Origin of the sequence: Exiguobacterium profundum (assembly GCF_001909285.1) — a bacterium.
In the GTDB taxonomy this organism is placed as follows: Bacteria; Bacillota; Bacilli; order Exiguobacteriales; family Exiguobacteriaceae; genus Exiguobacterium; species Exiguobacterium profundum.
This window is the reverse complement of sequence record NZ_MRSV01000001.1, coordinates 693,452-719,462: the sequence shown is the minus strand read 5'-3', so window position 1 is coordinate 719,462 and position 26,011 is coordinate 693,452. Positions and strand designations below refer to the sequence as shown.

Here is a 26,011-nt window from a genome sequence, read left to right as displayed (position 1 = left end):
GTTATATAAAGAATGTAAGGAGTCTTGCTTTGTGAAAACCGTCGATTTGACGATTGGAAACGTGCAACGCGTCATTCTGGCTCTTGCCCTTCCGCTCGTCGGTAGCTCGTTATTACAATTTACGTATAGTCTCGTCGACATGTTTTGGGTCGGTGCGCTCGGGAGCGATGCTGTGGCAAGTATCGGTGCAGCTAGTTTTTATATCATGCTCGGACAGGCGATTCAATCGTTGATTGTCGTTGGCGCCGGCATCAAAGTATCACAAGCTGTTGGGAGACGTGACCTCGATTCGGTTCAGCGTCATGTCCGGGCCGGCAGGCGTCTGAATCTAACACTCGGTCTTTCGTACGCCTCACTACTAATTGTATTCGGTCATACCCTCATCGGCTATTTGAATATGGGTGCCCCCGCTGTGGAGCAGCTTGCGTATGAATATTTGTTCGTCAGCGCGCCGATGCTCATCTTTTCTTTCTTTAATTTGCTGTTTGCTCGTCTATTCAGTGCATATGGCAATACGACAACAGCGATGCGAATCAATGCGACAGGTGTCATCCTCAATATGATTCTCTCCCCGATTTTCATTTATCCATTCCAACTCGGTGTGATCGGGGCTGCTCTTGCAACACTTGTCGCCAACGTCATGATGTTCGGATTGTTTTGGCACCGCGCTCGTACATTATTCAATTGGGATGAAGTCGTTCAGCCGACTCGAGCTGACTATAAAGAAATCATCCGTCTTGGTTTTCCGATGGCAACCCAAAGGATTTTGTTCACGGTAATCAGTATTTTTCTTGCCCGCATGATTGGCTCATACGGGACGGAAGCGATTGCGGCACAGCGCATCGGACTTCAAATCGAATCGATTGCCTACATGATGATTGGTGGCTTGAACGGAGCAATGGCTAGCTATACCGGTCAAAACCTCGGGGCACGAAAAGTAGATCGTGTTTATGAAGGTTACCGGGTAACGACCCGACTCGGGATGGTTTACACAGGATTCATTATGTTGTTCTTTTTATTCGTCCCAGATTTACTCATTGGTCTATTCGTCGATGACGTTCGAACCATCGAAATTGGGGCGAGCTACTTGCGAATTATCGGCATTTCGCTCGTCTTCTCATCGATTGAAATGATCGGAAACGGATACTTCTCAGGACTCGGATTACCGAAAATCCCCGCGACCATCTCGATTATTTTCACAGTGGCCCGTATCCCGCTCGCATTTTTTTTTTTTCCTTATCTCGGAATCGATGCTATCTGGTGGAGTATCGCCATCTCAAGTATCACAAAAGGGCTTGTCTCTGCCCTCTTTGTCAAAATAACGAAAAAGGAAGTGATTTCCCTTGCAGAAGCAGTTTAATCAACTACCCCACCATCTCATCACAAGTGGAAAATTTGCCATCGAGCGAGAAATGTTACGAGTCACGTCAGAAGGCACACTAGCTGTTACGAAGCATCCAAAAGCACTCGGTCATAAAGCGACACATCCATATATCACGACCGACTTTTCTGAAAGTCAAATTGAGCTTGTCACCCCGACGTTTCCGACGATTGAGGCGGCACATCATTTCTTAGAAACGCTTTACGATATTACGGCGCTCAACATAGGCGATGAACGCCTTTGGCCACAATCGATGCCATGTGCCTTGCCGGAAGGTGGTACGATTCCACTCGCTGATTTTGGTGTGTCCGGAATAGAGGCTAGCCGTTATCGTGAGCATCTGCTCCAAAAAAATGGTGCGAAAAAACAACTCATTTCTGGAATCCATTTCAACTTTTCATTTTCCGATGAGATGTTATCCGCATTATACGAAGGATCCCCTGAACAATATCGACACTTCAAAGATCACCTATATTTGAAGTTAGTTCGTCAATATTTACGAATGCGTTGGCTCATCGTCTATTTGCTCGGTGCTACACCAGCCGTTCATGTGAGTTATGAAGAACAATGTGTCAGTCAGATGCAAGCGCTCCATGTAGACACTTTTTCAAATAAACAAGCATTGTCCTATCGGAATAGCGACTGTGGGTATACGAATGTTGAACCACTTTATCCAAATTATGCGACACTCTCTAGTTATATAGATGATGTAAGATGGTTCATTGCCAAAGGCGAGATTGCCAATCCGAACGAACTCTACTCCCCTATCCGATTGAAAACATCGAAAGGTGGTAACGACTTAAATCAACTCGAGGCACACGGTATCGATTACATTGAAATTCGCAATATCGATTTGAATCCGTTTGAAAAGACCGGAATTGCTCGTTCAGATTTACGGTTCCTTCATCTGTTTTTGTTGTACTTGACCTTTACTGAGGAGACATCTCATGTCGATTGGCAAGCTGAAGCGTACAATAATCAACAACGTGTCGCCAAAGAAGGCATGTCTCCCGCAAGCATATTGACTCGAGATGGTTACGCCATACCTTTACACACGTACGCGACAGAACTTCTCGACGCCATCGATTCGTTCAACACACACTATGACCTCGGCTTCGAAGATGTCTTTCCCGCTGTACGCGAAAAAATTGATCACGTGGACAGGACGTACGCTTCCCGATTAAAGACGATTATGATCGAGACAGGTTATCACGCATGGTCCCTCGCCCAAGCAGAACACTTTTATGAGGACGCCTATGTAAATCGTTTTCGCATTCACGGTTATGCCGACCTGGAACTGTCTACTCAAATCTTAATGAAATCCGCAATTAAACGTGGTTATCGTGTCGATGTCATCGATCGTTCTGACCAGTTCATTCGGATTCGAAACGGCAAACACGAAGAATACGTCAAACAGGCAACGAAAACATCAAAAGACAATTATGTTTCCGTCTTAATGATGGAGAATAAAACGGTGACAAAGTTTGTACTCGCAGAGCATGGCATTCGTGTCCCTGAAGGGATAGAACTTCAAGAGGAATCGGATTTATCTCAGGCATGGCATTCATTTTCAAAACAACCCATCGTCTTAAAGCCGAAGTCTACAAACTTCGGAGTCGGTATTCACATTTTTAAAGACGGAGCGACGTATGAGGAAGCACTGTCTGCATTTCAGTATGCGAAAACGTTTGATGATGTCGTTTTACTTGAGACATTCTTACCCGGAAAAGAATATCGCTTCCTCGTCATCGGGGATGATGTCGCGGGCATCCTCCATCGTGTCCCGGCGAACGTCACTGGAGATGGCACCTCTTCGATCCGTCAACAAGTTGCGACAAAAAATGAAGACCCGTTACGCGGAAAAGGATACAAGACACCGCTCGAGAAAATCGAAATCGACGAGGTCGTCATCTCATTTTTACGTGCTCAAGGCAAGACCCCCGATAGTATTCCCGCTCTCGATGAGCGTGTCTTCTTACGCGAAAACTCTAATATCAGTACCGGCGGAGATAGTATCGACTATACGGATCAAATTTCTGACATCTATAAGCGTATTGCTGTCGATGCCGCTAAGTCAGTCGGGGCAACCATCTGTGGTGTCGATATGATGATTCCCTCTCTCGATGATGCGCAAATCGAATACGGTATCATCGAATTGAATTTTAATCCCGCCATCCATATCCACGCTTTTCCTTATGAAGGAAAAGAACGACCGATTGGTGAGATGCTACTTGATTTATTGTTTAAATATTGAGTATTCCTGTTTCAGAATATTCCTAATTGGGAATATTCAAAATAAGAGAACGGTGACGAAAAATGGAAGAGAGATTGGCTTCTTTGTTTCAAGCGTTAGCCGACCCGAACCGGTTGCGGATGATCGAATTGTTACGGAAACAAGAGTGGACGGTCGTAATGATGGCAAATCAGCTTGGGATCAGTCAACCGCAGACATCGAAGCACTTGCGAATTCTGTATGATGCAGGTCTCGTCACAGTAACCATTGATGCCAATCGAAGACGTTATGCACTCAAGTCTCAAGCACTCGAACCGTTAGATGCTTGGCGGACCTATATGGCTCGGGAAACAGAGCGACTCGATCGATTGGAGACGTTTTTAGCGGAGTCACAGCGAGAGGAGAATGGATCATGAGTACGGTCAAATCACATGTAGAGGGCACGACATTGATTATGGAACGTCTGTTCAAGGCACCACGCCAACTTGTATTTGAAGCATTCTCGACACCTGCACATTTAGAGAAATGGTGGGGACCGTCCGGATGGGAGACGAAAGTATACAGCTTCGACTTCAAACCGGGGGGGATTTGGCATTATTGCATGACTTGTGTCGACAAAGAACAAGGTGACTTTTATGGTATGGAATCATGGGGCAAATCAACCTTTATCGACATCGATCCATACTCCCGAATCGTCTATACGGATGCATTCTCGGATGCGGACGGACACGTCAATCCGGACTTGCCTGTCATGACGATCACAAATGAATTTCTCGATACATCGGAAGGCACGTTATTCATTAGTCGCTCCGAATTCCCGAATGAAGAGGCTCTCCAACAAGTCGTCGAAATGGGCGCTGTCGAAGGGTTCACTTCCCAACTCGATCGTCTCGAAGCGATTGTAAGCCAGTAAAAAACATGCACCGTTCCCGAAAAGGAATGGTGCATATTTTGATTCATCTGAACTGCCGAAACAATCCATCAAGCTGTTCTCGCGTAATCCGTTCAAACGCATCTCCGATGCTTACTTCGGTTGAACAGTGTCCGTCTTTTTCAACAAGATACCCCGTAATGCCTACTTCTGTTTCTTCTTGGATGCGCGCAATTTTCTCACCAATTTCTTCCTTCTCCCCTTGAAAATGAAGATGGAACATATTCGTGACCGGGATGCGTGGAGTCGTCCACACGCCATCGAGTTCATTGAAGCGCGCTGCCAAGCGGACGGCCTCGTTTCGATACTCGGTCATCTTGTCTTTTCGTAGCTCATAATAATAATCCGCAGACAGGATGTATGGATATAAGCTGATCAAGTCACCACCGTAGCGTCGCTTCCATACTTTCGACGTGTCACAAAATGCCTTCGGTCCAGCAAGGATGGCACCGGCAATGCCACCGATTCCTTTATAAAACGAGACGTATACGCTATCAAAGAGCGCACAAATCTCAGATGCCTCTTTTTCATAATACGGAAGCGATTCGAACAGTCGTGCACCATCCAGATGTAGATGAATCGCTTTCTCACGACAGTGTTCATGAATTGCCACAAGTTCCTCGAACGTCGGCAATTCCCCACCGATTTCTCGTTGTGGCAGTTCGAGCAACAGACACGCGATGTCCGGTAACGCTTGAATCTCTTCGAGCGTCATCAATCGGTTTTCGTCCCCCACTAAAATCGGTTCGATGTGATGCAACTCTTTTAAACCATCCTGCTCATGAATTTCAAGGTGGCACAGCGGGTGATATGCGACCTTTTTCTTCCCTGTCTCATCACACCAAATGCGTAGCGCAATCTGCTGTGCCATCGTACCGCTTGGAAAGAAAACTGCCGACTCTTTCCCAAGAACCTGTGCCATCTTCTCTTCGAACTGTCGAATCGTTTTCCCCTGTCCATACTGATCACTCGGCTCATCTTCACGCACATGCTCAAATGCGCGTTTCAATACCCCGGCTTCCCGTTTGCCGTGACCGCTCAATTGAACGTTCGTCTGACGATACGTGTCTGCCAATCGCTCCATTCTTTCCCCTCCTCGACAAATAAGCTCCCTGTCAGTATAACAGGGAGTCCTCTCTTCAGTCGCGAATGCGGACGATGAGTTTACCGCGCACTTTTCGCGTTTGTAGTTTTTCGAGACCTTCTTTCAATTGGTCGAACGACAACACTTCTGTGACGAGATCGTTCAGTTCACCTGCATCGAGCAAGTTCATCATCTCTTCGGCCATATACGCCAAGTTGCGAATCGCATGTTCGTCCTCGCTCGCATGCGCCGCCCCGAGTGCCACTTCGTGAATCGAAGGAGATAACGTGAAGCCTTTCATGTTCGTCATGTCTGGTGGCCCGGCGATGTAGGCGAGGTGTCCGCTGAATGCGAGACGATCTAGGTCTGCTGTCGCAACGTCTCGTCCGACTGTATTCAAAATCAGGTCGACACCACGTCCATCTGTTTCTTCCATGATCCGTGACGTCACGTCCTCGACGTTATAATCAATCACCACGTCCGCCCCGAGTGATTCTACCCACTCAACGTTCTCAGGAGATGCCGTCGTGAATACCTTCAGACCGAGCCGTTTTGCGAGCTGAATCGCAAATCCACCGACACCGCCCGCTCCTGCGTGTACGAGAATCGTCTCCTTATCTCGCGTGTTCAGCTTCTGCATGACCGCTTCATATGCTGTCATCCCCGCACACAGGATAGAAGCCGCCGCCTCATCGCTTACACCTTGCGGAACGACCGCACACGCCCGGGCATCGACGACCGTATACTCGGCGAATCCCCCATATTTCGAAAGATCCGTATGAACAGCCACACGCGAACCCGTAATGATGTTGGCGATACTCGAACCGACCTCAACGACTTCTCCGACGAGGTCGACACCGAGAATGTGTGGATATGACCAATTCGGGTTTCCATTTGATCCGACTTTATAATCGACCGGATTCAAGGCGACCGCTTCGACACGAATCAACAGTTCTCCCGCTCCTGGTGTCGGTCGGTCGATTTCTCCAATATGCAGATGATCAAGACCAGGTTGATCGAGTAGCCATGCTTTCATGTTTAGTAAGCTCCTTCCGAATACGTGAGTTCGTATGAGTGTGAATAAATTTCAACGAGGTTGCCGAATGGATCTTCGCAGTACACCATGCGGTACGGTTTTTCACCTGGGTAGTATTCACGAATCGGCATCCGTTGTCTCCCGCCGTGAGCGACAATCTTCTCGACGAGCCCTTCGATGTCAGGGTCTTGTACACAGTAGTGGAAGATCCCTGTCTTCCAAAACTCGAAGTTGTCTTCTGGTGTTTCGTTGTTCGGGAATTCGAACAACTCAATCCCGATTCCGTCTCCCGTTGACATATGAGCGATTCGGAATTTGCCCCAGCCCGGTCCGAAGACGTCGGTACACATCACACCGATTGGCGAATCATCCTCGACAACGTCTGATGGTGTCATAATCGTATACCACCCCATCACGTCCTCATAAAATTTTACGGCCTCAGCGACGCTCGGTACAGAAAGACCGATGTGGGAAAATGTTCTTGGATATGTCATGTTTCATCTACTCCTTTTTTTTTTCTCTATTTAGCGGATAACGATAAGATACTGTCATAAAAACAAGAAAAAAAGTACGCACATTGAAGTAACTACCCGAAAGTGAGGTTCCTTGAACATGACCACATCGTTCCCCGTCAACCGCGCACTTGAGATTATCGGCGGCAAATGGCGCCCCCAAGTGTACTGCACGCTTCAAGATGGACCGCTTCGTTTTTCTGATATTCAACGAGCGATTCCGGACGTCAGCCGAAAAGTGTTGACCGACCAATTGCGCGAGCTCGAGCAGCTCGGCATGGTTCACCGTGTCGACTACTCGACCGAGAAGCACCTGCACGTCGAATATTCATTGACCGAAGACGCCCTCGGACTGCAACCCGCCATGAATGCCCTTTGTTCATGGGGAGAGTGCCACGACAAAAAATAATCCCGAGCCACATGGCCCGGGATTATTTTTATGAGGCGAACAGACTAATCAAATTCCCATCCGCATCGTACAGGATGGCGTAACGTTGACCCCAGAACGCATCCCACGGTGCTTTGTGTGACGCATAACCTTGTTCAAGGACTGAATCATACAAAATATTCAGCGACTCTCGACTTTTACATAAGAAGGCAAGCTCAATCCGATGTCCTTCTGCCTGTTTCCATTCCCCGTACACCGATTCGGCCACTTCCACCGTATCGAACGCGAGACGCACGCCCCCCTCATCGATTTCCACATGCGCTTCTCCATTCATCGCTTCCGGAATCTCAAACCCGAGCGCACGATAAAAATCGAGTGAGCGCTTCATATCCTTCACGACGATGCCGATCATATCCAACTTGACTGCCATCTTGTCCCCTCCCTTTATTTTCATGATACGATTTGAGTGTAGCACGACCACTTCCATCAGAGACGAGGAATTTCAATGAATTATACGTTTCAACCACTCACCCAAGAGCAAGCAGAACGTATCGCCTTTGAGTGGCGCTATGAAGGCGACTACGCGTTTTACAATATGGACGCCGACGAGGAAGACCTCACCTCATTTTTAGATGCAGATGAACGGGGCGACACGACGTTCGCCGTCCTTGAAACGAATGAGATGATCGGCTTTGTCACGTTACAATTCGAATCACCAGGAACTGTTACCATCGGTCTTGGCATGCGCCCTGATTTGACGGGCAACGGTAATGGATATCGATTTCTAACATCGATTTTAAATTGGATTGATGCGACATATGGGACTTGCAATGTGTGTCTTACTGTCGCCACGTTCAACAAGCGAGCAATCCGTTTATATGAATCGCTCGGTTTCACCCCACAGGAAATATTTATGCAGGAGACGAACGGTGGAGTGTATCCTTTTCTTTCGATGACACATGAACACAGCAAAACCCCGAACAACTGATGTCCGGGGTTTCGTTATGTCCGCTGCTTCTTTTGAATATATGAGAGACCGAGCGCTCCGATGAGAATCGTCCCTTTGACGATGTCTTGCGCATAATACGGGACATCCCACATCGTCAGTCCGTTTAGAAGAATCCCAATCAAAATAGCTCCAATCAATGTTCCGATGACGTTCGGACGCCCTGTTCCGAAGACAGCATAACCAATGTAAGCAGCCGCGACGGCATCCATCAAGAGGGGTGCCCCAGCCGAGACCTGACCAGTCCCAATCCGAGATGCAAGAATGATCCCACCGATGGCCGCAAACAACCCACTGAGCACGTAGGCATAAAGTTTAATGCGATTCACGGCAATCCCAGAACGACGGGCCGCTTCGGCGTTCGATCCGATGTAATAAAATTCACGCCCAGTCCGCGTATAAGTCAAGAACAGATGCGCTCCGATAAAGAATACCAGCATGAGTAGGGCGACGAACGGAATCGGACCGATTGTCCCTTGACCGATGAATAGAAACGACGGAATGAAACGTCCTGGCGCCGTCCCCCCTTCAATCGGCATGTTGTCATAAATCGAGAATCCTTTCGTATACGTCAATTGAATCCCGTTAATGACGTACATGATGGCGAGTGTCGCTAGTAAATCCGGCAACCGAAACTTGATTGTGACGAGCGCATTTAACAGCCCGACGAGAATCCCGAGTGCAAGTGGGATCAGCAGAGCGACGAGTAGCTCTTGTCGATGAAGGACGAGGGTTGCTGCCGCCCCGATTGTCGCAAGACTCGCCGTCGATCCGACTGATAAGTCAAATCCTCCTACGATGAGCGAGAATGTGACGCCAAGGGCAAGTAACGACACGATTGAAACCGATTTGATGATGTCACTAAAATTTGCATACGTCAGAAATTGATTGTTCGTCACGGTAAAGACCGCAATCAAACCAAGGATTGCGAGTAACGTCCCATACTGACCGATATGACCGCTGATTCGTTTTCGTTCCTTGACCACCAATTGTGCCATCTTACACGCCTCCTTTCTCTACAATTTGTCCACGGTCGAGCCAAACGATTCGATTGGCGACCCGTTCGAGTTCATGTCGCTCACTTGACGTGAACAATACGGTCTTCCCTTGTTTCGCGAGTGCAATGACGCGTTCATACACGTCTTGTTTCGCTGCGATATCGATTCCTTTTGTCGGTTCGTCGAGCAGATAGATGTCTCGGTCATCGAGCAACCATTTGCTGAAGACGACCTTCTGCTGATTTCCGCCACTCAGCTCACTTACCGGTTGTTTCACGTTCGCATAGCGGACACGAAGCGATTTCAATACGTCCGAGACATCATCGGTCTTTCCTGCGACAGCAATCACGTTCCGTTCAATCGTCTCGTCTAAAAATAATCCATGACGACGTCTCTCCTCTGGAACGAGTGCAAATCCTAAACGTACGGCGTCTGCCGGTTCTTTGATCACGTGCTCTTTCCCCTCGATTGTGATGGATTGACGAATCCCAGAAAGACCGAACAATGCTTCCATCAGTTCCGTCTTCCCACTTCCCGTCAATCCACCAATCCCGAGCACTTCCCCGCGATACGCTTCAATCGAAATGTCAGATTGGAAGAGTGGAAGGGGCAACTGCGCAGACAAGAAAATCTCATTTTCAGGCACTGCCTTTTCTAACACTGCATCAAATGTCGTCCCACTCAAAAATGTCTGCACCGCTTCCGAGGAGAGCGATTGGTACGGTCCATCGTACACAACACGTCCGTCTCGAAGAAACGTAGAGGTCGACGTGACCCGTGTGAGCTCGTTTGAACGATGCGTGACCAATACAATTCCGACTCCTTCTGTCGCAAGCTTCTGTAACAATTCCAGTAAGGCGTCGGCCTCCGTTTCCGATAAGGCAGCGGTCGGTTCGTCGAGGAGTAAATACTTGGCATCGCTCTCGAGTGCTCGGGCGATGAGAAGGCGCTGCTTCACGCTGAGCGGGTATTCACCGGCTGGAATCGTTGGATCGACCTCTAAACCGACTCGGGACAACACGCGTTGCGCTCGCTCTTTCAAACGTTGCGGGCGAATCCATTTCACCGTCTGCCATGGAAGGACATTCTCATACACAGGCAAGTCCAAATAGAGCGCATCATCGACTTCTTGCGATACCGTGATGATGCCATGACGAATCGCTTCCGCTGGTGTGAGCCAGATTGGTTTTCCATCAATGGACAATTCGCCGGACGTCGGTTCGACCGTTCCGTTTAGCAGTTTGATGAGGGTACTCTTACCGGCCCCGTTCAAACCGAGGAGACCATGAATGTCTCCAGGCTTCAAACTGAATGACAGTTGATCAAGCACCGTGACGTCACCGTACTGTTTCGTGATTCGTTCCAAGTGAATCATCAGTCCGTCTCCTTCATCCAATCCGACCATGCCGCATTTGATTCGCCCCAACCCGGAACGTACTGTCCAAGATCATCCATCGTGACAGCCTCGTCCGGCAAGACATCACGATCCACTAGATATGGGTCGACCGAATGAATGGAAGGCGTTTCGTCCCCGACTACTTTTTGATAAGCGTAACGGACTTGAATGCGACCGATTTCGGCTGGATCTGTGGCAGCTGTCACTTTCCACGGACTTCCCTCTTCTTGCATAAGTTGTAAATCTTCGTCACTCAAATCAATTCCATAGACGGCAATCTCGTCACGTCCTGCCTGTTTGATGGCACGGCTCGCCCCTTTTGCGAACTCATCCCACATCGCAAACACCGCATCAATTTCGCCTTCCGGGTACTTCTTCAAAATCGCCTCCATCTGGCTTTGCGTATCGAGCGCCGTGTTGTTCGTCGCCGAACCGAACTTTGCGACTTCCTGGATGCCGGGATAGCGTTTTAAGAACGCGTCATAAATCGTATGTCGACGTTCCATCGGGGTGAATCCACCGACCCAAATCGTGACGATGTTCCCTTCCCCGTCCAAATCTTCCGCGAGTGCTTTGAGCGAGCGCCATGCTAGTGAATAATCATCTTGGTCGATGACCGTCACGCCTTCGTTCGTCAAATCGTTATCGAATGCAACGACTTTGATGCCTTTGTTGAGCGCCCGTTGAACCGGTTCTTTCAAGGCATCGGCACGTCCGTGGTCAATCAAAATCACATCGACTCCTTGCGTCGTCGCCGTATCGACATAACTCGCCATTTTCGACAAATCATTTTCGGCATTATACACTTTCACGTTGCCACCGAACGCTTCGACTTGCTCGGTCACCCCTTCGATATACTGCGAAGAGAACGTCCCGATCGACATCTGCATAACGAGGGCGACTTCTAGATTTTTCGGAAGCGTCTCATTTGAGACGTTGACGGTTTTCGCTTCCGTTTTACTTGTTGTCGTAGTCGTTTTCGGTTGAGCCTGTTCATTCGTGCATCCGGCAAGTGCCAGGATGACGGTCAACAGGAAGAAGATGATTTTTTTAGACATATGTGTTTCCTCCTACATGTTCTACAATGACCGACTCAGTCGGTTCGAGCACACCTGTCTCTGTAATTAGACCGGTAATCAGTTCGGGTGGTGTCACATCAAACGCCGGATTGAAGACGGTGATGCCGACGAGTGCCGTCGGATGTCCCCCGATATGGGTCACTTCATGCGCGTCCCGTTCTTCGATTTGAATCGTGTCATCTGCCTCTAAATCGAATGTCGAATGCGGAGCAGCCACATAGAATGGGATGCCGTAATGCTTCGCCAAAATCGCAAGCTGAAGTGTTCCGATTTTATTCGCTGTATGACCGGTACGGGTGATGCGGTCCGCCCCGACGATGATAGCATCGATTTGTTTCGTCTGGATGGTCCAGGCCGCCATGTTATCTGTAATCAGTGTGACATCGATATCTGCCCGGTCGAGCTCCCATACGGTCAGTCGTGCTCCTTGAAGCAGCGGTCGCGTTTCGGACGCGAACACCCGAAACGGGATGCCACGCTCTTTCCCGACATAGAACGGCGCGAGCGCGGTACCGTATCGTGACGTCGCGATGGCACCGGCGTTACAAATCGTCAATACGTTGCCACCAGCGGGTAACACGGTGAGCGCATGTTCCCCAATCGTGCGATACGTAGCCACGTCTTGTTCAAAGATTTCAATCGCACGCTGCTTGATTGCTTTTGCAATCTGTTCAAAGTCCTCTCCCACATTCAGTCGAAGGAGTGATTCGATGACATGCTGTAAGTTGACCGCGGTCGGTCTTGTCGCAATCAACCGTTGACCGACTTGATTCAATTGGAGATGAAAATATGGATTGTCTTGCAGACGTGACGCTTCTTTCGCAAGGACAAACGCCCCGAAATAAGCGATGGCCGGTGCACCGCGAACTTGAAGCGACTTGATTGCCTGCTCGGCTTGTTCGAGCGTCAACACTTCGACATAGCGCTCTTCTTGCGGCAACAGCGTCTGATCTAAAATCGTCAACACTTCCGTGTCGGCATCGAAATGAATACTTTGCACACTCATACGCGCACCTCCGACAAGACCGGGATCAGCTGATCGATCGATTGAATCTGATGACGCTGTTTGATGAGACGCGTACCAAGTTCTAGGGCGTGGCGTTTCCGTTCGATGCGAAGGTCATCCGGCAATGTCTCTAAGTCGGCGACACCAGCTAGACCGACCGTCCGCCGAATCAATTCGCAACCTGCGTAGCCGATCGCATCGCTCAAAATGGATGGCAACAGTTCGTCCACGAATCCTACTGTGTTGAACGGCTCGACCGTCTGTGTAAAGCGGGTACGGAACGTTTTTTCGAACGTCTCCCAGACCGTGAGCACTTCTGTGAAGCGTTCGAATCGTTTCAACGGATGCGCATACGTTGAGAACACCAAATGGGCAATGATTTGACCGATGTCAAAGCCGAACGGACCGTAAAAGGCAAACTCAGGATCGATGATTTTCGTTTCCAAACGGGTCGCAAAAATGCTTCCTGTATGTAAATCTCCATGTAGCAACGCTTCATGTTTGGTCACGAACCCAACCTTCAATTTCGTCACTTCAATTTTCAAGGCGAGGTCTGACCACAGTTGCTCCACATCCGGACGAAGGGCCGCTTCGATTTGATTCGAATCTGCATCGCGATACGGGTCGGTGAAGATCAGCTTTTCCGTGATATCGCATAGCTCTGGATTGTAATACTCTTTTTCTTTTTGTTTCTTCACGAGCGGTCCGTTCGCGTAGTCAGACGTCGCAAACAACGTTTCACCGAGAAACGTACCGACGTGGCGGGCTAAATTCGGATAGCTCTCTCCTTTTAGGAAGCCCGTCCGAACAATCTCAAACGCTGACAGATCCTCCAAAATCGTATAGGCGAGTTCACGGTCGCTACCGAGTACATCCGGTACGAACTGAGGAACGACCTTAGAAAATTCACGGAGTGCCAGTTGTTCGATCCACGACCGGTCAAGCGTGAGCGGCCAACTCTCTCCCACGACTTTTGCGTACGGCAACGCTTGTTTCACAATCAATGACGTTTCTCCTTGACGAATGCGAAAGACGAGATTTAAATTGCCATCCCCAATCTCCTCACATTCTGCAATCCCCTCTTCTAGTAACCCCAACTGTCGAACGTGTTCGACGACACTTTGTTCTGTAAACGCCTCATAAGCCATGATGATTTTCCCCTTTCTTGGATCTATGCATGAAAAAAGCCCCTTTCTCCGCGAGAAAGAGGCACACCCAAAATGGTTGTTCCTCTCATCTTTCAGACATGTGTCTGGTGGATGTAGCACCGTGCCAAATGGTCGGTTGCTGCGGCGTCTTAGGGCCAATTCCCTCTGCCAACTCGCGATAAGAGTAAATGATGTAATTGTGTTGGACGTGTTGAGACGAATATTACGGACTAGGCATGCTAGTTGTCAATCCTCTATTTTCAGTCGCCCACTTATTTTCGACACGCATATATAGAAACATTATTTTTAAACAATTTTTCTCAAAAAAAGGAATTGACGAGTGAGCGATTCTATGTAAAAATTCAATTAAATTTCACAACTTCACAACTATTCTTATCAAGAGCAGACGGAGGGACAAGCCCGATGATGTCGCAGCAACCGACCAGAAATGGCACGGTGCTAATTCTTGCAGCTAACGCTGAGAGATAAGAGTTCATTGTTTTTTTGAATGACCTCTTGCCTTGGCATGAGGTCATTTTTTTTTTTACCTGAAAGGAGGAACTTATGGGAATCATCGCTACTTATGAAATCAAACATACCGATCACGTCGAGCGTGTAGCTGAGAAAATCGCACATGAGCTGACCGTCGGGACATGGACCGAGTTGAACCATCTCGAACAATATCAACTGCAAGCGTTCCGAGGTGAGGTCATCGCCACGTCCCAACAAGAAACGACAAGTCGCTTCTCGATTCGCTACCCGCTACATAACGTGACACCGGACTTTTCGTCCATTCTGACGACGACATTCGGTAAGCTCTCCCTCGACCCAGGCGTTCAACTTGTCGACCTCTCGCTTCCAGAGGAACTCGCACCGGACTTTCCGGGTGCCGCATTCGGAGTTGAAGGGGTCCGGGACATCCTTCGTGTACACGACCGCCCGCTCGCGATGAGCATCTTCAAAGGCGTCATCGGACGAGACCTTGATTTTTTGTCGACACAACTCCGGGACCAGTTCGCAGGCAGCATCGACCTCGTCAAAGACGATGAAATTCTATATGACAATCCGCTCACCCCGTCGCTCGAACGGGCACGGATCGGGGCATCGGTCATCCGGGAGCATAAAGAAACGACCGGTCGCTCCGTTCTATACGCCGTCACGTTGAGCGGACCCGTTTTCACCTTACGCGACCAGGCGAAGCGATTGATTGAGGCAGGCGCGACCGCACTCTTATTCAACGTATATACGTATGGGCTCGACGCATTGCGCGAGCTCGCTAAAGATCCTGAGATTCATGTCCCGATTTTGGCACATCCCGCTTTTGCCGGAGCGTTGACCGGATCGGTTCGTCATTCCCTACTGTTCGGGAAACTGATTCGCTTGGCCGGGGCAGACTTGACACTCTTCCCGTCGCCATACGGTTCACTGTCGACACCGAAAGACGAGGCACAACAGATTCAGACGTACGCGACAGAACCTCATTGGACGAAACCGATTCTGACGGTCCCGTCTGCCGGAATCCATCCTGGACTCGTACCAGATTTGATTCGTGACTTCGGATCAGATGTCGTCATCAATGCGGGTGGTGGGATTCACGGACATCCAGACGGTGCGGCTGACGGAGCGAGAGCGTTCCGCCAAGCGATCGATCAAGCAATTGGTAAGACGAGCGAGACCGATGCGTTATCGACTGCTTTAGATGCGTGGGGTGCACGATGAGTACGCACGTCATCTGTGATTTCGACGGGACCATCACGGAAGAAGATAACATCATCGCATTGATGCGACGCTTCGCCCCACCTGAATGGGTCGAACTTAAAGATGGTGTGTTGAACCAAACGCTTTCCATTCGCGAAGGCGTCGGTCAGATGTTCAGCTTGCTCCCGAGTGAACAGGAATTGAAGTACCGTGAATTTCTTCAGTCGACCATAACGTTTCGACCAGGGTTTATCGAGTTTTTACAGGAGACACAGTCATGCGGCTTTCGATTTGATGTCGTCAGTGGCGGAATGGACTTTTTCGTCCATCCGATTCTAGAAGGTTACGTCGAACCGGAACACATCTACTGCAATCATGTTGATTTCTCTGGAGAGACGGCACACGTCACCTGGCCTCATACATGCGATGTCCATTGTTCGAACGATTGTGGATGCTGCAAGCCGACGATTGCCCGACAGATTGTCTCACCTACCGACACGTTGATTGTCATCGGGGACTCCGTCACCGACTTTGAAATCGCCAAACGTGCCGACGTCGTGTATGCACGGGGGCAATTGATTTCGCTATGTGATGCGGAAGGAATTCGACATATTCCGTTCGAGACATTCTACGATATCTCAGCTCATATGAAAGGAGTGAACGTATGACTGTGCAAGAACGGTGGGGAGAACTTGCCGACATTAAAGACGAGCTCGCCGCACGAGACTGGTTCCCCGGAACGAGCGGGAACCTGGCGATCCGCGTATCAGATGACCCATTGACATTCCTTGTGACGGCAAGCGGTCGTGATAAACGAAAGCGCACCGATGAAGATTTCGTCCTCGTTGATGCGACCGGTCAATTGATTGGAGAGCAGACAGGCAAACCGTCGGCTGAGACGTTGTTACATGTCGATATCTTCAACAATACGAACGCAACATGTTCGCTTCACGTGCATACGGTCGACAATAACGTCATCTCGGAACTGTATGCTGCAAAAGGTCATGTTACGTTCACAGGTCAAGAAATCATCAAAGCGCTCGGTTATTGGGAAGAGACGGCCAGTGTACGAATCCCGATTATCGAGAACCACGCGGATATCCCGATGCTCGCTCGCGCTTTCGCCACACACGTCACAAGCGATGCCGGTGCCGTCCTCATTCGGAACCACGGAATCACCGTTTGGGGCGAGACGCCAGCTGCGGCAAAACGTTATTTAGAAGCATATGAATTTTTGTTCAGCTATTCATTAAAATTACGCGCCTTAGGCGTCCATTCATAAGGAGGAATTCAACATGGCAACGATTTATTTCCAACAAACAGAAGAACGCGTCAGCGACCAACAAGAGGTACGTGCCTTTTTAGAATCACGAGACATCCTTTACGAAGCATGGGACATCGCAAAGTTACCGGCTTCTCTTCAGGAAAATTACCAACTGACAGACGAAGACAAAGAAGCCATCTTGGCGACGTTCCGTGACGAGATTCAAGATGTATCAGCACGACGTGGCTACAAGACGGCTGACGTCATCTCGCTATCCGATGCGACACCGAATTTAGATGAACTGCTAATCAACTTCCAAAAAGAGCATCATCATACAGATGACGAGGTTCGTTTCATCGTCAGTGGTCACGGCATCTTTGCGATTGACGATGCAGAACGCGGATACTTCAATATCGAACTCAATCCAGGTGATCTCATCTCCGTGCCGGTCAACACACGTCATTACTTCACATTACAAGAAGACCGCCAAGTCGTCGCCGTTCGTATTTTCGTGACGACTGAAGGCTGGGTACCGATTTACGACAAAGAGAATGTAACTGCATAAGAAAAGGTCTCTCGCTTAAAAACGAGAGACCACTTTTTATTGTTTGACCGCTGTCGGTTTCGATGAGAACCAGCCCCATGTCGCAATCCCGACCATGACCGACCAGAAGAAAATCGTCCAAGCTGTCGAGTGGACGAACCCGTCTGGGAGTCCCATGAATTCGAATGGTGTTCCGGCAATCAATTCCTTGAAACCAGGGTGTTCAAGTACGAGCACCGTCAACTTGACCCCGACCCAACCGACGATGATGAAAGCGGCCGTTTCAAGTGTCGGACGCTGATGAAGCAACTTGACGAAAATCCGAGCTGCGAATCGCATCAAGACGACCCCGATGAGTCCACCGGTCAAGACGACGAAGAACTGACCCGAGTCAATCCCACCGATTTCACCTAGACCGAGTGGTGGCAAGCTGACCGCAAGCGCGACCGCTGCCAAGATTGAGTCGACGGCAAAAGCGATGTCCGCAAACTCGACTTTTGCGACAGTGAGCCAAAATTCTTTTTTTGTTTTTTGCTTCTCCGTGACAGCCGTCTCTTCCTTCGCCTCGGCCGCCAAATCTTGCTTCGGCTCCATCTTTCTCGCCTTATAGGTCATATACAGGTGTCGCGCACTCATCCCGATTAAGTAAAGCGCACCGAGTGCCTGAACTTGCCATACGTTGATCAAGAACGAGATCAAGAACAATGCGATAAATCGGAAAACAAATGCCCCGAGGAGTCCATAAAATAATGCCTTCTTCTGCTCTGTACGCGGCAAGTGCTTGACCATAACGGCCAAGACGAGCGCGTTGTCTGCAGATAACAAGCCTTCCAAACCGACGAGTACGACGACGATCCAGGCATACTGCAGGACTAACTGCCAATCCATAAAAACATCTCCTTTTTTCTTTCAATTCCTTCATATTTAATAGTGATCTATTTTTTAAGTTCACAGGACCATTTTATTCCCGTTCACAAAGTAAATCAATCCTCTTTCTTCAATATCTGAAGGATTTTTTTTTTATTTCATATTCAAAACATGTTATGAGAGCAAAATCATACCCGTTCAGCCATCATTTCGTGATAAAATCCTAACAAGAACGAGTGGTGCTTTAAACAAATCGAAAAAAGGAGAATCCGATTATGTCTACAAGCCATGTCGCTTTACCTACTAAAGCAGAACGACATAAATTGTTCGGGTCGGTCCCACCGATTAAAGGAACAAAGCCGACCGAAAAAGAACAAATGGTCGATTTACAAAATACACCGAAAAACTTCTTGTTCGCCCTCGACAGTGTCGGCATCTCAAACGTGAAGCACCCCGTGAACGTCGAGACGCCAGAAGGGGTCCAGTCAACGGTCGCCACATTTGAATTAACGACATCGCTCGTACAAGACCGTAAAGGGATCAACATGTCTCGTTTGACAGAGCAGCTCGACGCGTACCATCAACAAGGGTGGACGGTATCAAACCGTTCGTTAATCGTGTTCGCGCAAGAGCTCGCCGAGCGTATGGAACAAACAGAAGGCCAATTGACAATCCGTTACCCATGGTTCTTCACGCGTAAAGCACCTGCGACAGGTCTTAGCGGTTTGATGAACGCGGACGTCATGCACCGTGTGACATATAACCTCGAAACGGGTGTTGCAAACGTGACAGTCGGTCTCGTCATCAACGTCACGACGCTTTGCCCATGCTCAAAAGAAATCAGTGAATACAGTGCCCATAACCAACGTGGGTACATCACGATCGAAGCCGGTCTTGATGAGACATCGATGGACGGATTCGACTGGCGTGCAGCACTTCTCGATGCAGCAGAGTCAAACGCCTCAGCACCACTCCACCCGGTCCTTAAACGTCCGGATGAAAAACGTGCGACTGAAATCGCGTACGAAAACCCACGTTTCGTCGAGGATATGGTCCGCTTGATCGCGGCTGACTTGTACGAGATGAAACAAGTTGTGAACTTCTTCGTCGAATGCCGTAACGAAGAGTCGATTCACCAACATGACGCAATCGCATCGATCACATTTGATAAACGCCAAGACGCATAAAAAAATGCGGAACCTTTTTTATAAAAGAGGTTCCGCATTTTTTTATAGACTTGTCACGAGTTCAATCGTCAATAGGATGATGATGAGCATCACCCACACTGCCCAGACGAGTCGCCACTTCTCCCAGTCAAATCGCTTCATCACCGCATAGACCGTGAGGTAGAGCGCGATAAGAAGGGGTACAACGACCCAAGGATTCTCTAGTATCACGCCTCGATGTCGCCGTCCCAAGCTAGCATTCCGCCGTCGACATTGACGACTTTGTAGCCTTGCGACTCTAAGTAATCACACGCCGTCTGACTCCGTCCACCTGAACGACAGATCACGTGATAGACATTGTCTTGTGCCAACTTTTCTGTCACTTGTGGGAATTCCGATAATGGATAGAGTGGTACGTTCGGGATATGCCCTGCCTCATATTCATCTTGTTCGCGCACATCGATGATATGGAGAGACTCCCCGTTCTCTAATTTTTCTCTTAATTCTGTCGCATGAATACTTTGCATACATAGTTCCCCTTTCAATCATGGATTTCTCTTTTAGTTTACCTCAGCTTATGCTCCGACAAACTCCAGTTGATGGTCGTCTCAGCATCACAATAGAACCCTTCGAACTCGCATCGTTCGACGACCTGTTCGATAAACGCGCGACTGCCACAAAACAACGTGAAATGGCTATCCCAAGGTGGGACGATGAGCCATTCGTGTTGATAACCGAAAAACGTCCGATGTTGCATGCCCCACGTATCAGCGGCTAGCGTCTCACTGAGATGGATGAGATGCCGTTCCGTACAAAATTCGTCTCCGGTCCAGATCCAGCCTTCTCCCATCTCCAAAAGTACACGCAACACTTGATTCTTTAGCAGATCCGACAGTTCCCCTTCACCTGGTGGGAGCACATTCTCACGTTCGCAATATTCAATGATTCGATTCGCCCCTTCTCGATCTTCGGCGTGTAGTTTCAGCGCCCCAATCATCGTTCGGAGCGCGTGGTCGATACGGCTCACGTCACGAAAACCTAGTCTTCGCCTCATCTCTTCCCATGTAACGGACCGAAATTGCTGTTCGACCTCGTTATTATCCAGATCGGTATAACGATCAATCATGGTGGGGTGACCTATTGGAGCAAGGAATGGATGAAACACGATGAAGACCGTTTCAAATACCCCTTCATAATACGTCTTAATCGAATCATCATCCCCGCCACCAAACATAGCGTAACGATGTCCTTCAGGTAATAAAACACTCTCATCTAGTTCGTCCATTTCATCACTCCTTTCTTGAATAGTTTATAAAGAGCCATCAAAAAAAGCATCCTTCTATAAGAAGAATGCTCCGGACTCACGCTTCGTTGCGCTCGTCGATTGCTTGCGCCGCTGTGATGAGCGTCAATTTGTAGACGTCCTCTTCGTTACAACCGCGTGATAAGTCGTTCACTGGTTTGTTGAGACCTTGAAGGATCGGACCGATCGCTTCAAATCCACCGAAACGTTGAACCATCTTGTAGCCAATGTTACCGGCTTCAAGACTTGGGAAGACGAATACGTTCGCCTTACCAGCAACGTCAGAACCCGGTGCTTTCTTCGCCGCTACGCTAGGGACGAATGCCGCATCGAATTGAAGTTCTCCGTCGATTGGAAGGTTCGGTGATTTTTTTTTTGCCAGGCGTGTCGCTTCCACGACTTTCTCTGTTTCAGGTGACTTCGCAGAACCTTTCGTCGAGAAGCTAAGAAGCGCGACTTGTGGGTCGATACCGAACGTCTTCGCTGTCGCTGCCGACAAGAACGCGTTCTCTGCTAAATCTGCCGCGTCCGGTGCGATGTTGATCGCACAGTCCGAGAAGACGTATTGCTCGTCGTCACGTACCATGATGAACACACCTGACGTCTTTTTGATGCCTGGTTGCATTTTAATGATTTGTAGTGCCGGACGTACCGTATCAGCCGTCGCGTGCATCGCGCCTGAGACAAGACCTTCTGCTTTGCCTGTGTGAACGAGCATTGTTCCGAAGTAGTTCACGTCTGATGTAAGGAGTTCGCGCGCTTGTTCAGCCGTTGCTTTTCCTTTACGACGCTCGACGAATGATTCGACGAGGACGTCGATGTCTTCGTATGTCGCTGGGTCATATTGTGTCAAACCTGAGATGTCGAAACCGTGTTTCGCCGCAACCGCTTCGAGATCTGCTTTCGCACCGACGACGATTGGTTCTACCATACCGTCTGCTTTCAATCGAACAGCGGCTCCAAGAACACGCTCATCGATACCTTCCGGGAAGACGATGGTCGGACGAACCGGGCTAACTTTTTGTTTTAACGTTTCAAATAATTTCATAACGAATGAACCCCTTTTCTCAATTTACAGCATGACTGCTAATGGTTTTGCCGTTGACTTGTGTCTTTACGCGATTTCAATTATACACAGTACCCTTTTCAAAATAAACTATTCTGCCCATTTCGCCATAAATCGCTTAGAATCAATCATTATATGAATAGAACAGTTTTGACAAACCGACTGATACAGCCATTTTTTTAGCCGTTTTCATGTTTCTGTCCTCTGTTCTTTACCCGCCATGAATCGTGATAACCCTCACAGTGCCTCAAAGTTGCCAGTCAGTGAAGCGTGTATGGTAAAATAGACGGCGAAGCCAAGTCCCGAAAGGAGATTTTTTTATGTCAGAACGTCCAGTACCTACAACAGATACACAACATGCCGCCGCCACATTAGACGGATGGTATACACTTCATGATTTCCGCACGATTGATTGGGCTCGTTTGAAACTCGTCGATGCTGAAAAGCGTCAACAGATGATTGATGAGTTCACAGCGTTCCTCGCTTCTCTCGAAGAAGTTGAAGCAAAAGGCGAAGGAAGCCACGCCTTTTACTCGATTCTCGGTCAGAAGGCAGACCTCGTCTTGATGGTGCTTCGTCCGACATTCAACGAACTTGAAGATGTCGAGCGCGCCTTCCGCAAAACGGCGCTATACGACTATATGATTCCGTCGTATTCATACGTGTCGGTCATCGAGCTCGGGATGTATCGCGGATCTGGAGACGGGGACCCGTATCAAAATCCTCATATCCGCTCACGCCTCTATCCGACACTTCCAAAAGCCGCACACATCTGTTTCTATCCGATGAGTAAAGCTCGTCGCGATGGCGACAACTGGTACATGTTGTCGATGGATGAGCGCAAAGACCTCATGTATCGTCACAGCATGATTGGCCGTAGCTACGCCGGTAAGATTCAACAGTTCATCGGTGGGTCGACTGGATTCGACGCATGGGAGTGGGGCGTCACGCTCTTCGCTGAAGATTCACTTCAGTTTAAGAAAATCGTTTACGAGATGCGTTTCGACGAAGTAAGTGCGAAGTATGGAGAGTTCGGCGACTTCTACGTTGGGAACATCTTACCAAAAGAAAATTTGAGCACATTCTTTAGCGTGTAAAAGGTTTACGCGTATAACACCTCGGGAATTAAGGATGATGTAGGCAAGTTATCCTGATTAACGAGGTGAACAACGATGCGCGTGTTTAAAGAAACCGATCGTGACACTGCGGAACGTTTAGATTCGTTCATCGAACGAATGGCACCGACAGCAGAATTAGTCCAACATCGATTTGAAGAGCAACTCAAACATACACAGCAAAAGGGTCAGGCGAGCGCCTGACCCTTATTTTGTCGTAGTGACGTGAAGTGCGTCGCCTAAGAAAGTAGCCAATTCAAGCATTCCGTAGCGTCCGGCTTTCGCTTCAGCATCGGAATTATAGTTCGTGTTTGTATTGACGTCGTATGCGTAGACGTTGCCGTCTTGGTCTCGAATGATTTCAATCCCCGCAATATCGATCGCATTCGCTTTTAAGAACTGTTCGAGCTTTGGAATGATGGGGTCATCGAACCCTTCGACGATTTCAAACTTCGCCGGCGGCGTCTCCCCGACTGGGCAGAACTGGTCTTCAATCGAGCAGGCATCAGCAGGACAGAGCTCGAACCCTTCCGACGTGTCGACACGGACCGCATAAAGGAACTTTCCGCCGATGAACTCGCAACGGGTGATATACGGTTCCGGGGCTTCGATATACTGTTGAATGAGCGTGATGCCGTCAACCGATTCCTCGAACGAGGGACCATATACATATTCTTTGAGTCCTTCGATCGTATGGAACAATTGGACCCCAAGTCCTTTTCCGGCACGATTATGTTTCGTGATGAATGGCGTCAAAGCTAACTGCTCAGCCGCTTCGATGATTTGCGCCTTACCGACTGCCGCAATCGTCTTCGGCACGCGAATCCCTTCACGTCGAAGCGCCGTGTATTGATTGACTTTACTCACTTCGAGGCGGATGGCACGTGTGCCGTTGAACACGGTCCGGTCGTTTGCCTCTAACCAAGCGAGGACGCCTTCCGTCAATTCTGGTGCGTACCGATGCCCACGTGTGTGCGAGGAGGCACTCATCCGATTATAAAAGACACCTTCCGGGGGCATTGCTTCGAGATCAATCGTCCCTTGGTCCAAGTGCCACAATTCATATGGCAAGTTCAATTCTTTTAAACGGTGGACAAGGTGGTTCGTCCATTCTTCGTTTTCATGAATGACGTGAATTTTAGACATCATCATTCCTCCTTCTATGATGTGTTTACTTTACCATATTCATAACCGACAATTCCAATGTGTATGGTTTGCCTAATCCTCAATTCTGAAATATCAGACGATTTCATGGTATAATGAACTTAAGAGTATTGTTTCAGAAAGGAAGTGTTGTGTTTGCCCGTACCTGTTATAAGTACTGATGTACTCATTTTACTCTTCGGTCTACTTCTCGTTGCCGGTGTCATGGCGACACGAATCTCGACTCGATTCGGCTTGCCCGCCTTGATTTTATTTATGGGAATCGGCATGATCATGGGAAGTGACATTACTGGTCTCATCTTCTTTGACGACTCGAATTTAGCGCAGCTGATTGGAGTCGCTGCCTTGATTGTCATTTTGTTTGAAGGGGGTCTTCAAACGAAATGGTCATCAATCCGGAGCGTCCTCGCCCCTTCTGCCTCGCTGGCGACGCTTGGGGTATTGATTACTACAACAGTAGTCGCCGTGGCCGTTCGTTTCGTATTTGGTTTCGATTGGATTGAATCTTTCTTGTTCGGTGCGATCATCGGTTCGACCGACGCAGCGGCCGTCTTTGCCGCATTTAAAGGAAAGAATATCTCACCGAAAGTCGGTGCGACTCTCGAAGCCGAGTCCGGCACGAACGACCCAATGGCGATGTTTTTGACGATTCTCGCCCTCGACTTCATGATGAAGCCGGATACGACCATTTGGGACGGAATTTGGATGTTCGCCCTTCAAATCGTTGTCGGGGCATTGATCGGCTTCATCCTTGGACAACTGTCTCGCCTCATGTTGAACCACTTGAGACTTGATTCGAGCGGATTACATGCCGTCCTCATGATTTCCATGGCGTTTCTTACCTATGGTGTCACAGCTTACTTATTGGGAAGCGGATTACTCGCCGTCTATATCGCCGCCATGATTGTCGGAAATGCGGATACAGCGCATGAAGTGACAATCGTCCAATTCTCAGAAGCGCTCGCGTGGATCATGCAAATCATCATGTTCGTCATCCTTGGGTTACTCGTCTTCCCTCGTCAACTCATCGAGCCGGACTTGATTTGGAAAGGACTACTCATCTCATTCGTCCTTATGTTCTTGGCACGTCCGATCGCCGTCTATTTATCGACACTTGGCATGTCATTTACGAGAAAAGAAAAGTTGTTCATCTCATGGGCTGGTCTAAAAGGCGCCGTGCCGATCGTCCTTGCGACTTTCCCGCTTATTGCCGGTACCGAAAATAGCCAACTGTTATTCAATGCCGTCTTTTTCGTCGTCGTGACGAGCGCCCTGATCCAAGGGACGACGTTGACGCCACTTGCCGAGAAGTTAGGGTTGCTCGGTCCGGATAAAATCCGTTCTCCGTATACGATCGCCCTCGTCTCAAGCAAACAGTCTCAACATAAGCTCGTTCCTTATGCGGTCACAGCTAGCTCATCCATGATCGGAAAGACGCTCGCGGACATCACGCTCCCACCGAACACTGTCGTGAACGCCATCGTCCGAAATGAGTACTTGATTCCACCGAACGGTCAGACAGCCATCGAAGAAGGCGATCTCTTATACGTGCTTGCCTCGATGTATCGTCATGATCAACTCGACCAAACATTTGGTGAAGATGGGCTAGACCGAGTGGAATTATGA

General features: G+C 48.9%; 29 protein-coding genes and 2 riboswitches. Of the genes, 14 read left to right on the top strand and 15 right to left on the bottom strand.

All coding sequences use genetic code 11. The annotated features are described in order from the left end of the window. Positions 1-31: 31 nt before the first annotated feature. The 4 genes from BBB58_RS03905 (at position 32) to BBB58_RS03890 (ending at position 4,527) form a co-directional block, all read left to right on the top strand. Positions 32-1,360 (top strand): MATE family efflux transporter, encoded by a 1,329-nt coding sequence (locus BBB58_RS03905; protein ID WP_074035583.1) that lies wholly within the window; start codon positions 32-34, stop codon positions 1,358-1,360. Then, the gene (gshAB, locus tag BBB58_RS03900) at positions 1,344-3,635 is read left to right on the top strand and encodes a bifunctional glutamate--cysteine ligase GshA/glutathione synthetase GshB (RefSeq protein WP_074035581.1); all 2,292 of its coding nucleotides are present in this window, start codon (positions 1,344-1,346) and stop codon (positions 3,633-3,635) included. Before BBB58_RS03905 ends, gshAB begins: the two co-directional genes overlap by 17 nt. A gap of 62 nt (positions 3,636-3,697) precedes the next feature. After that, positions 3,698-4,030: an ArsR/SmtB family transcription factor gene (locus BBB58_RS03895; protein WP_031422096.1), complete on the top strand. Its 333-nt coding sequence runs from the start codon at positions 3,698-3,700 to the stop codon at positions 4,028-4,030. Continuing rightward, on the top strand, positions 4,027-4,527 hold the full coding sequence (locus BBB58_RS03890) for an SRPBCC family protein (protein WP_012727470.1): 501 nt from the start codon (positions 4,027-4,029) through the stop codon (positions 4,525-4,527). Before BBB58_RS03895 ends, BBB58_RS03890 begins: the two co-directional genes overlap by 4 nt. 43 nt (positions 4,528-4,570) lie before the next feature. On the opposite strand, the gene BBB58_RS03885 is transcribed toward BBB58_RS03890, so the two are convergent. The 3 genes from BBB58_RS03885 to BBB58_RS03875 are packed head-to-tail and all read right to left on the bottom strand — an operon-like array spanning position 4,571 to position 7,159. Beyond that, positions 4,571-5,629, bottom strand: coding sequence for a threonine aldolase family protein (locus BBB58_RS03885; RefSeq protein ID WP_047794793.1), 1,059 nt, complete (start codon positions 5,627-5,629; stop codon positions 4,571-4,573). 55 nt (positions 5,630-5,684) lie between these two features. Then, a complete protein-coding gene (locus tag BBB58_RS03880; RefSeq protein WP_074035579.1) occupies positions 5,685-6,665 on the bottom strand; it encodes a zinc-binding dehydrogenase in 981 nt (326 codons plus the stop codon). Between the two features lie 2 nt (positions 6,666-6,667). Next, a complete protein-coding gene (locus BBB58_RS03875; protein WP_074035577.1) occupies positions 6,668-7,159 on the bottom strand; it encodes a lactoylglutathione lyase family protein in 492 nt (163 codons plus the stop codon). Positions 7,160-7,277: 118 nt separating this feature from the next. Between BBB58_RS03875 and BBB58_RS03870 the strand changes: the two genes are divergently transcribed. Next, complete coding sequence (locus BBB58_RS03870) at positions 7,278-7,586, top strand: winged helix-turn-helix transcriptional regulator (RefSeq protein ID WP_074035575.1); 309 nt, start codon at positions 7,278-7,280, stop codon at positions 7,584-7,586. Positions 7,587-7,614: 28 nt separating this feature from the next. Here the strand turns inward: BBB58_RS03870 and BBB58_RS03865 are convergent, their stop codons facing one another. Then, the gene (locus tag BBB58_RS03865) at positions 7,615-7,995 is read right to left on the bottom strand and encodes a VOC family protein (RefSeq protein WP_074035573.1); all 381 of its coding nucleotides are present in this window, start codon (positions 7,993-7,995) and stop codon (positions 7,615-7,617) included. A 75-nt stretch (positions 7,996-8,070) separates the two neighbouring features. Between BBB58_RS03865 and BBB58_RS03860 the strand changes: the two genes are divergently transcribed. After that, complete coding sequence (locus BBB58_RS03860) at positions 8,071-8,553, top strand: GNAT family N-acetyltransferase (protein ID WP_074035572.1); 483 nt, start codon at positions 8,071-8,073, stop codon at positions 8,551-8,553. Between the two features lie 14 nt (positions 8,554-8,567). Here the strand turns inward: BBB58_RS03860 and BBB58_RS03855 are convergent, their stop codons facing one another. The 5 genes from BBB58_RS03855 to mtnK are packed head-to-tail and all read right to left on the bottom strand — an operon-like array spanning position 8,568 to position 14,198. Then, positions 8,568-9,569 (bottom strand): ABC transporter permease, encoded by a 1,002-nt coding sequence (locus tag BBB58_RS03855; RefSeq protein ID WP_074035570.1) that lies wholly within the window; start codon positions 9,567-9,569, stop codon positions 8,568-8,570. A 1-nt stretch (position 9,570) separates the two neighbouring features. Then, on the bottom strand, positions 9,571-10,944 hold the full coding sequence (locus tag BBB58_RS03850) for a sugar ABC transporter ATP-binding protein (protein ID WP_074035568.1): 1,374 nt from the start codon (positions 10,942-10,944) through the stop codon (positions 9,571-9,573). Then, on the bottom strand, positions 10,944-12,023 hold the full coding sequence (locus BBB58_RS03845) for a sugar ABC transporter substrate-binding protein (protein ID WP_074035566.1): 1,080 nt from the start codon (positions 12,021-12,023) through the stop codon (positions 10,944-10,946). The genes BBB58_RS03850 and BBB58_RS03845 overlap by 1 nt, the downstream gene beginning before the upstream one ends. After that, the gene (gene mtnA / locus BBB58_RS03840) at positions 12,016-13,050 is read right to left on the bottom strand and encodes an S-methyl-5-thioribose-1-phosphate isomerase (RefSeq protein ID WP_012727480.1); all 1,035 of its coding nucleotides are present in this window, start codon (positions 13,048-13,050) and stop codon (positions 12,016-12,018) included. The genes BBB58_RS03845 and mtnA overlap by 8 nt, the downstream gene beginning before the upstream one ends. Beyond that, the gene (gene mtnK / locus BBB58_RS03835; protein WP_074035565.1) at positions 13,047-14,198 is read right to left on the bottom strand and encodes an S-methyl-5-thioribose kinase; all 1,152 of its coding nucleotides are present in this window, start codon (positions 14,196-14,198) and stop codon (positions 13,047-13,049) included. Before mtnK ends, mtnA begins: the two co-directional genes overlap by 4 nt. An 82-nt stretch (positions 14,199-14,280) precedes the next feature. After that, positions 14,281-14,383: riboswitch (SAM riboswitch) on the bottom strand. Positions 14,384-14,588: 205 nt separating this feature from the next. Beyond that, positions 14,589-14,690: riboswitch (SAM riboswitch) on the top strand. 72 nt (positions 14,691-14,762) lie between these two features. Here mtnK and BBB58_RS03830 point away from each other — a divergent pair. From BBB58_RS03830 to BBB58_RS03815, 4 genes are read left to right on the top strand one after another with little or no spacing between them, the layout of a single operon-like run. Next, positions 14,763-15,917: a 2,3-diketo-5-methylthiopentyl-1-phosphate enolase gene (locus tag BBB58_RS03830; protein ID WP_074035563.1), complete on the top strand. Its 1,155-nt coding sequence runs from the start codon at positions 14,763-14,765 to the stop codon at positions 15,915-15,917. Continuing rightward, the gene (locus BBB58_RS03825) at positions 15,914-16,564 is read left to right on the top strand and encodes a 2-hydroxy-3-keto-5-methylthiopentenyl-1-phosphate phosphatase (protein ID WP_074035561.1); all 651 of its coding nucleotides are present in this window, start codon (positions 15,914-15,916) and stop codon (positions 16,562-16,564) included. The genes BBB58_RS03830 and BBB58_RS03825 overlap by 4 nt, the downstream gene beginning before the upstream one ends. Further along, on the top strand, positions 16,561-17,178 hold the full coding sequence (locus BBB58_RS03820; protein ID WP_074035559.1) for a methylthioribulose 1-phosphate dehydratase: 618 nt from the start codon (positions 16,561-16,563) through the stop codon (positions 17,176-17,178). Before BBB58_RS03825 ends, BBB58_RS03820 begins: the two co-directional genes overlap by 4 nt. A 13-nt stretch (positions 17,179-17,191) precedes the next feature. Further along, positions 17,192-17,725 carry a 1,2-dihydroxy-3-keto-5-methylthiopentene dioxygenase gene (locus tag BBB58_RS03815; RefSeq protein ID WP_074035557.1) on the top strand — a complete coding sequence of 178 codons (534 nt, stop codon included), beginning with the start codon at positions 17,192-17,194 and terminating at the stop codon, positions 17,723-17,725. 36 nt (positions 17,726-17,761) lie between these two features. On the opposite strand, the gene BBB58_RS03810 is transcribed toward BBB58_RS03815, so the two are convergent. Then, on the bottom strand, positions 17,762-18,592 hold the full coding sequence (locus tag BBB58_RS03810) for a TerC family protein (protein WP_074035556.1): 831 nt from the start codon (positions 18,590-18,592) through the stop codon (positions 17,762-17,764). Positions 18,593-18,846: 254 nt separating this feature from the next. Here BBB58_RS03810 and folE2 point away from each other — a divergent pair, with 254 nt between their 5' ends. Next, positions 18,847-19,758 (top strand): GTP cyclohydrolase FolE2, encoded by a 912-nt coding sequence (folE2, locus tag BBB58_RS03805; protein WP_074035555.1) that lies wholly within the window; start codon positions 18,847-18,849, stop codon positions 19,756-19,758. Positions 19,759-19,800: 42 nt separating this feature from the next. On the opposite strand, the gene BBB58_RS15050 is transcribed toward folE2, so the two are convergent. The 4 genes from BBB58_RS15050 to pta form a co-directional block, all read right to left on the bottom strand. After that, a complete protein-coding gene (locus tag BBB58_RS15050) occupies positions 19,801-19,989 on the bottom strand; it encodes a hypothetical protein (RefSeq protein ID WP_143180218.1) in 189 nt (62 codons plus the stop codon). After that, entirely contained in the window at positions 19,965-20,264 is a 300-nt protein-coding gene (locus BBB58_RS03800) for a rhodanese-like domain-containing protein (protein ID WP_041917952.1), read from the bottom strand. Before BBB58_RS03800 ends, BBB58_RS15050 begins: the two co-directional genes overlap by 25 nt. A 38-nt stretch (positions 20,265-20,302) precedes the next feature. Next, positions 20,303-21,022, bottom strand: coding sequence for a DUF2711 family protein (locus tag BBB58_RS03795; protein WP_074035553.1), 720 nt, complete (start codon positions 21,020-21,022; stop codon positions 20,303-20,305). 76 nt (positions 21,023-21,098) lie between these two features. Continuing rightward, the gene (gene pta / locus BBB58_RS03790) at positions 21,099-22,088 is read right to left on the bottom strand and encodes a phosphate acetyltransferase (RefSeq protein WP_074035551.1); all 990 of its coding nucleotides are present in this window, start codon (positions 22,086-22,088) and stop codon (positions 21,099-21,101) included. Positions 22,089-22,426: 338 nt separating this feature from the next. Between pta and hemQ the strand changes: the two genes are divergently transcribed. Together hemQ and BBB58_RS15130 are read left to right on the top strand one after the other, a co-directional pair. After that, positions 22,427-23,203 carry a hydrogen peroxide-dependent heme synthase gene (hemQ, locus tag BBB58_RS03785; RefSeq protein WP_074035549.1) on the top strand — a complete coding sequence of 259 codons (777 nt, stop codon included), beginning with the start codon at positions 22,427-22,429 and terminating at the stop codon, positions 23,201-23,203. A gap of 75 nt (positions 23,204-23,278) precedes the next feature. After that, the gene (locus BBB58_RS15130) at positions 23,279-23,425 is read left to right on the top strand and encodes a hypothetical protein (protein ID WP_012727492.1); all 147 of its coding nucleotides are present in this window, start codon (positions 23,279-23,281) and stop codon (positions 23,423-23,425) included. Positions 23,426-23,428: 3 nt separating this feature from the next. Here BBB58_RS15130 and BBB58_RS03780 read toward each other — a convergent pair whose 3' ends face one another. Further along, the gene (locus BBB58_RS03780; RefSeq protein WP_074035547.1) at positions 23,429-24,367 is read right to left on the bottom strand and encodes an ATP-grasp domain-containing protein; all 939 of its coding nucleotides are present in this window, start codon (positions 24,365-24,367) and stop codon (positions 23,429-23,431) included. A 153-nt stretch (positions 24,368-24,520) separates the two neighbouring features. Here BBB58_RS03780 and BBB58_RS03775 point away from each other — a divergent pair, with 153 nt between their 5' ends. Beyond that, positions 24,521-26,011 (top strand): potassium/proton antiporter, encoded by a 1,491-nt coding sequence (locus tag BBB58_RS03775; protein WP_074035545.1) that lies wholly within the window; start codon positions 24,521-24,523, stop codon positions 26,009-26,011.

Bases quoted from the DNA above. Each gene is read 5' to 3' on its own strand.
- BBB58_RS03860 (WP_074035572.1), top strand. From the start codon at position 8,071: ATGAATTATACGTTTCAACCACTCACCCAAGAGCAAGCAGAACGTATC.
- BBB58_RS03845 (WP_074035566.1), bottom strand. From the start codon at position 12,023: ATGTCTAAAAAAATCATCTTCTTCCTGTTGACCGTCATCCTGGCACTT.
- BBB58_RS15130 (WP_012727492.1), top strand. From the start codon at position 23,279: ATGCGCGTGTTTAAAGAAACCGATCGTGACACTGCGGAACGTTTAGAT.
- hemQ (WP_074035549.1), top strand. From the start codon at position 22,427: ATGTCAGAACGTCCAGTACCTACAACAGATACACAACATGCCGCCGCC.
- mtnK (WP_074035565.1), bottom strand. From the start codon at position 14,198: ATGGCTTATGAGGCGTTTACAGAACAAAGTGTCGTCGAACACGTTCGA.
- BBB58_RS03880 (WP_074035579.1), bottom strand. From the start codon at position 6,665: ATGAAAGCATGGCTACTCGATCAACCTGGTCTTGATCATCTGCATATT.
- BBB58_RS03795 (WP_074035553.1), bottom strand. From the start codon at position 21,022: ATGGACGAACTAGATGAGAGTGTTTTATTACCTGAAGGACATCGTTAC.
- BBB58_RS03870 (WP_074035575.1), top strand. From the start codon at position 7,278: ATGACCACATCGTTCCCCGTCAACCGCGCACTTGAGATTATCGGCGGC.
- BBB58_RS03800 (WP_041917952.1), bottom strand. From the start codon at position 20,264: ATGCAAAGTATTCATGCGACAGAATTAAGAGAAAAATTAGAGAACGGG.
- BBB58_RS03855 (WP_074035570.1), bottom strand. From the start codon at position 9,569: ATGGCACAATTGGTGGTCAAGGAACGAAAACGAATCAGCGGTCATATC.
- BBB58_RS03780 (WP_074035547.1), bottom strand. From the start codon at position 24,367: ATGTCTAAAATTCACGTCATTCATGAAAACGAAGAATGGACGAACCAC.
- BBB58_RS03850 (WP_074035568.1), bottom strand. From the start codon at position 10,944: ATGATTCACTTGGAACGAATCACGAAACAGTACGGTGACGTCACGGTG.
- BBB58_RS03865 (WP_074035573.1), bottom strand. From the start codon at position 7,995: ATGGCAGTCAAGTTGGATATGATCGGCATCGTCGTGAAGGATATGAAG.
- BBB58_RS03890 (WP_012727470.1), top strand. From the start codon at position 4,027: ATGAGTACGGTCAAATCACATGTAGAGGGCACGACATTGATTATGGAA.
- BBB58_RS03895 (WP_031422096.1), top strand. From the start codon at position 3,698: ATGGAAGAGAGATTGGCTTCTTTGTTTCAAGCGTTAGCCGACCCGAAC.
- BBB58_RS03830 (WP_074035563.1), top strand. From the start codon at position 14,763: ATGGGAATCATCGCTACTTATGAAATCAAACATACCGATCACGTCGAG.
- BBB58_RS03875 (WP_074035577.1), bottom strand. From the start codon at position 7,159: ATGACATATCCAAGAACATTTTCCCACATCGGTCTTTCTGTACCGAGC.
- folE2 (WP_074035555.1), top strand. From the start codon at position 18,847: ATGTCTACAAGCCATGTCGCTTTACCTACTAAAGCAGAACGACATAAA.
- BBB58_RS03810 (WP_074035556.1), bottom strand. From the start codon at position 18,592: ATGGATTGGCAGTTAGTCCTGCAGTATGCCTGGATCGTCGTCGTACTC.
- BBB58_RS03815 (WP_074035557.1), top strand. From the start codon at position 17,192: ATGGCAACGATTTATTTCCAACAAACAGAAGAACGCGTCAGCGACCAA.
- BBB58_RS03825 (WP_074035561.1), top strand. From the start codon at position 15,914: ATGAGTACGCACGTCATCTGTGATTTCGACGGGACCATCACGGAAGAA.
- BBB58_RS03820 (WP_074035559.1), top strand. From the start codon at position 16,561: ATGACTGTGCAAGAACGGTGGGGAGAACTTGCCGACATTAAAGACGAG.
- pta (WP_074035551.1), bottom strand. From the start codon at position 22,088: ATGAAATTATTTGAAACGTTAAAACAAAAAGTTAGCCCGGTTCGTCCG.
- mtnA (WP_012727480.1), bottom strand. From the start codon at position 13,050: ATGAGTGTGCAAAGTATTCATTTCGATGCCGACACGGAAGTGTTGACG.
- BBB58_RS03885 (WP_047794793.1), bottom strand. From the start codon at position 5,629: ATGGAGCGATTGGCAGACACGTATCGTCAGACGAACGTTCAATTGAGC.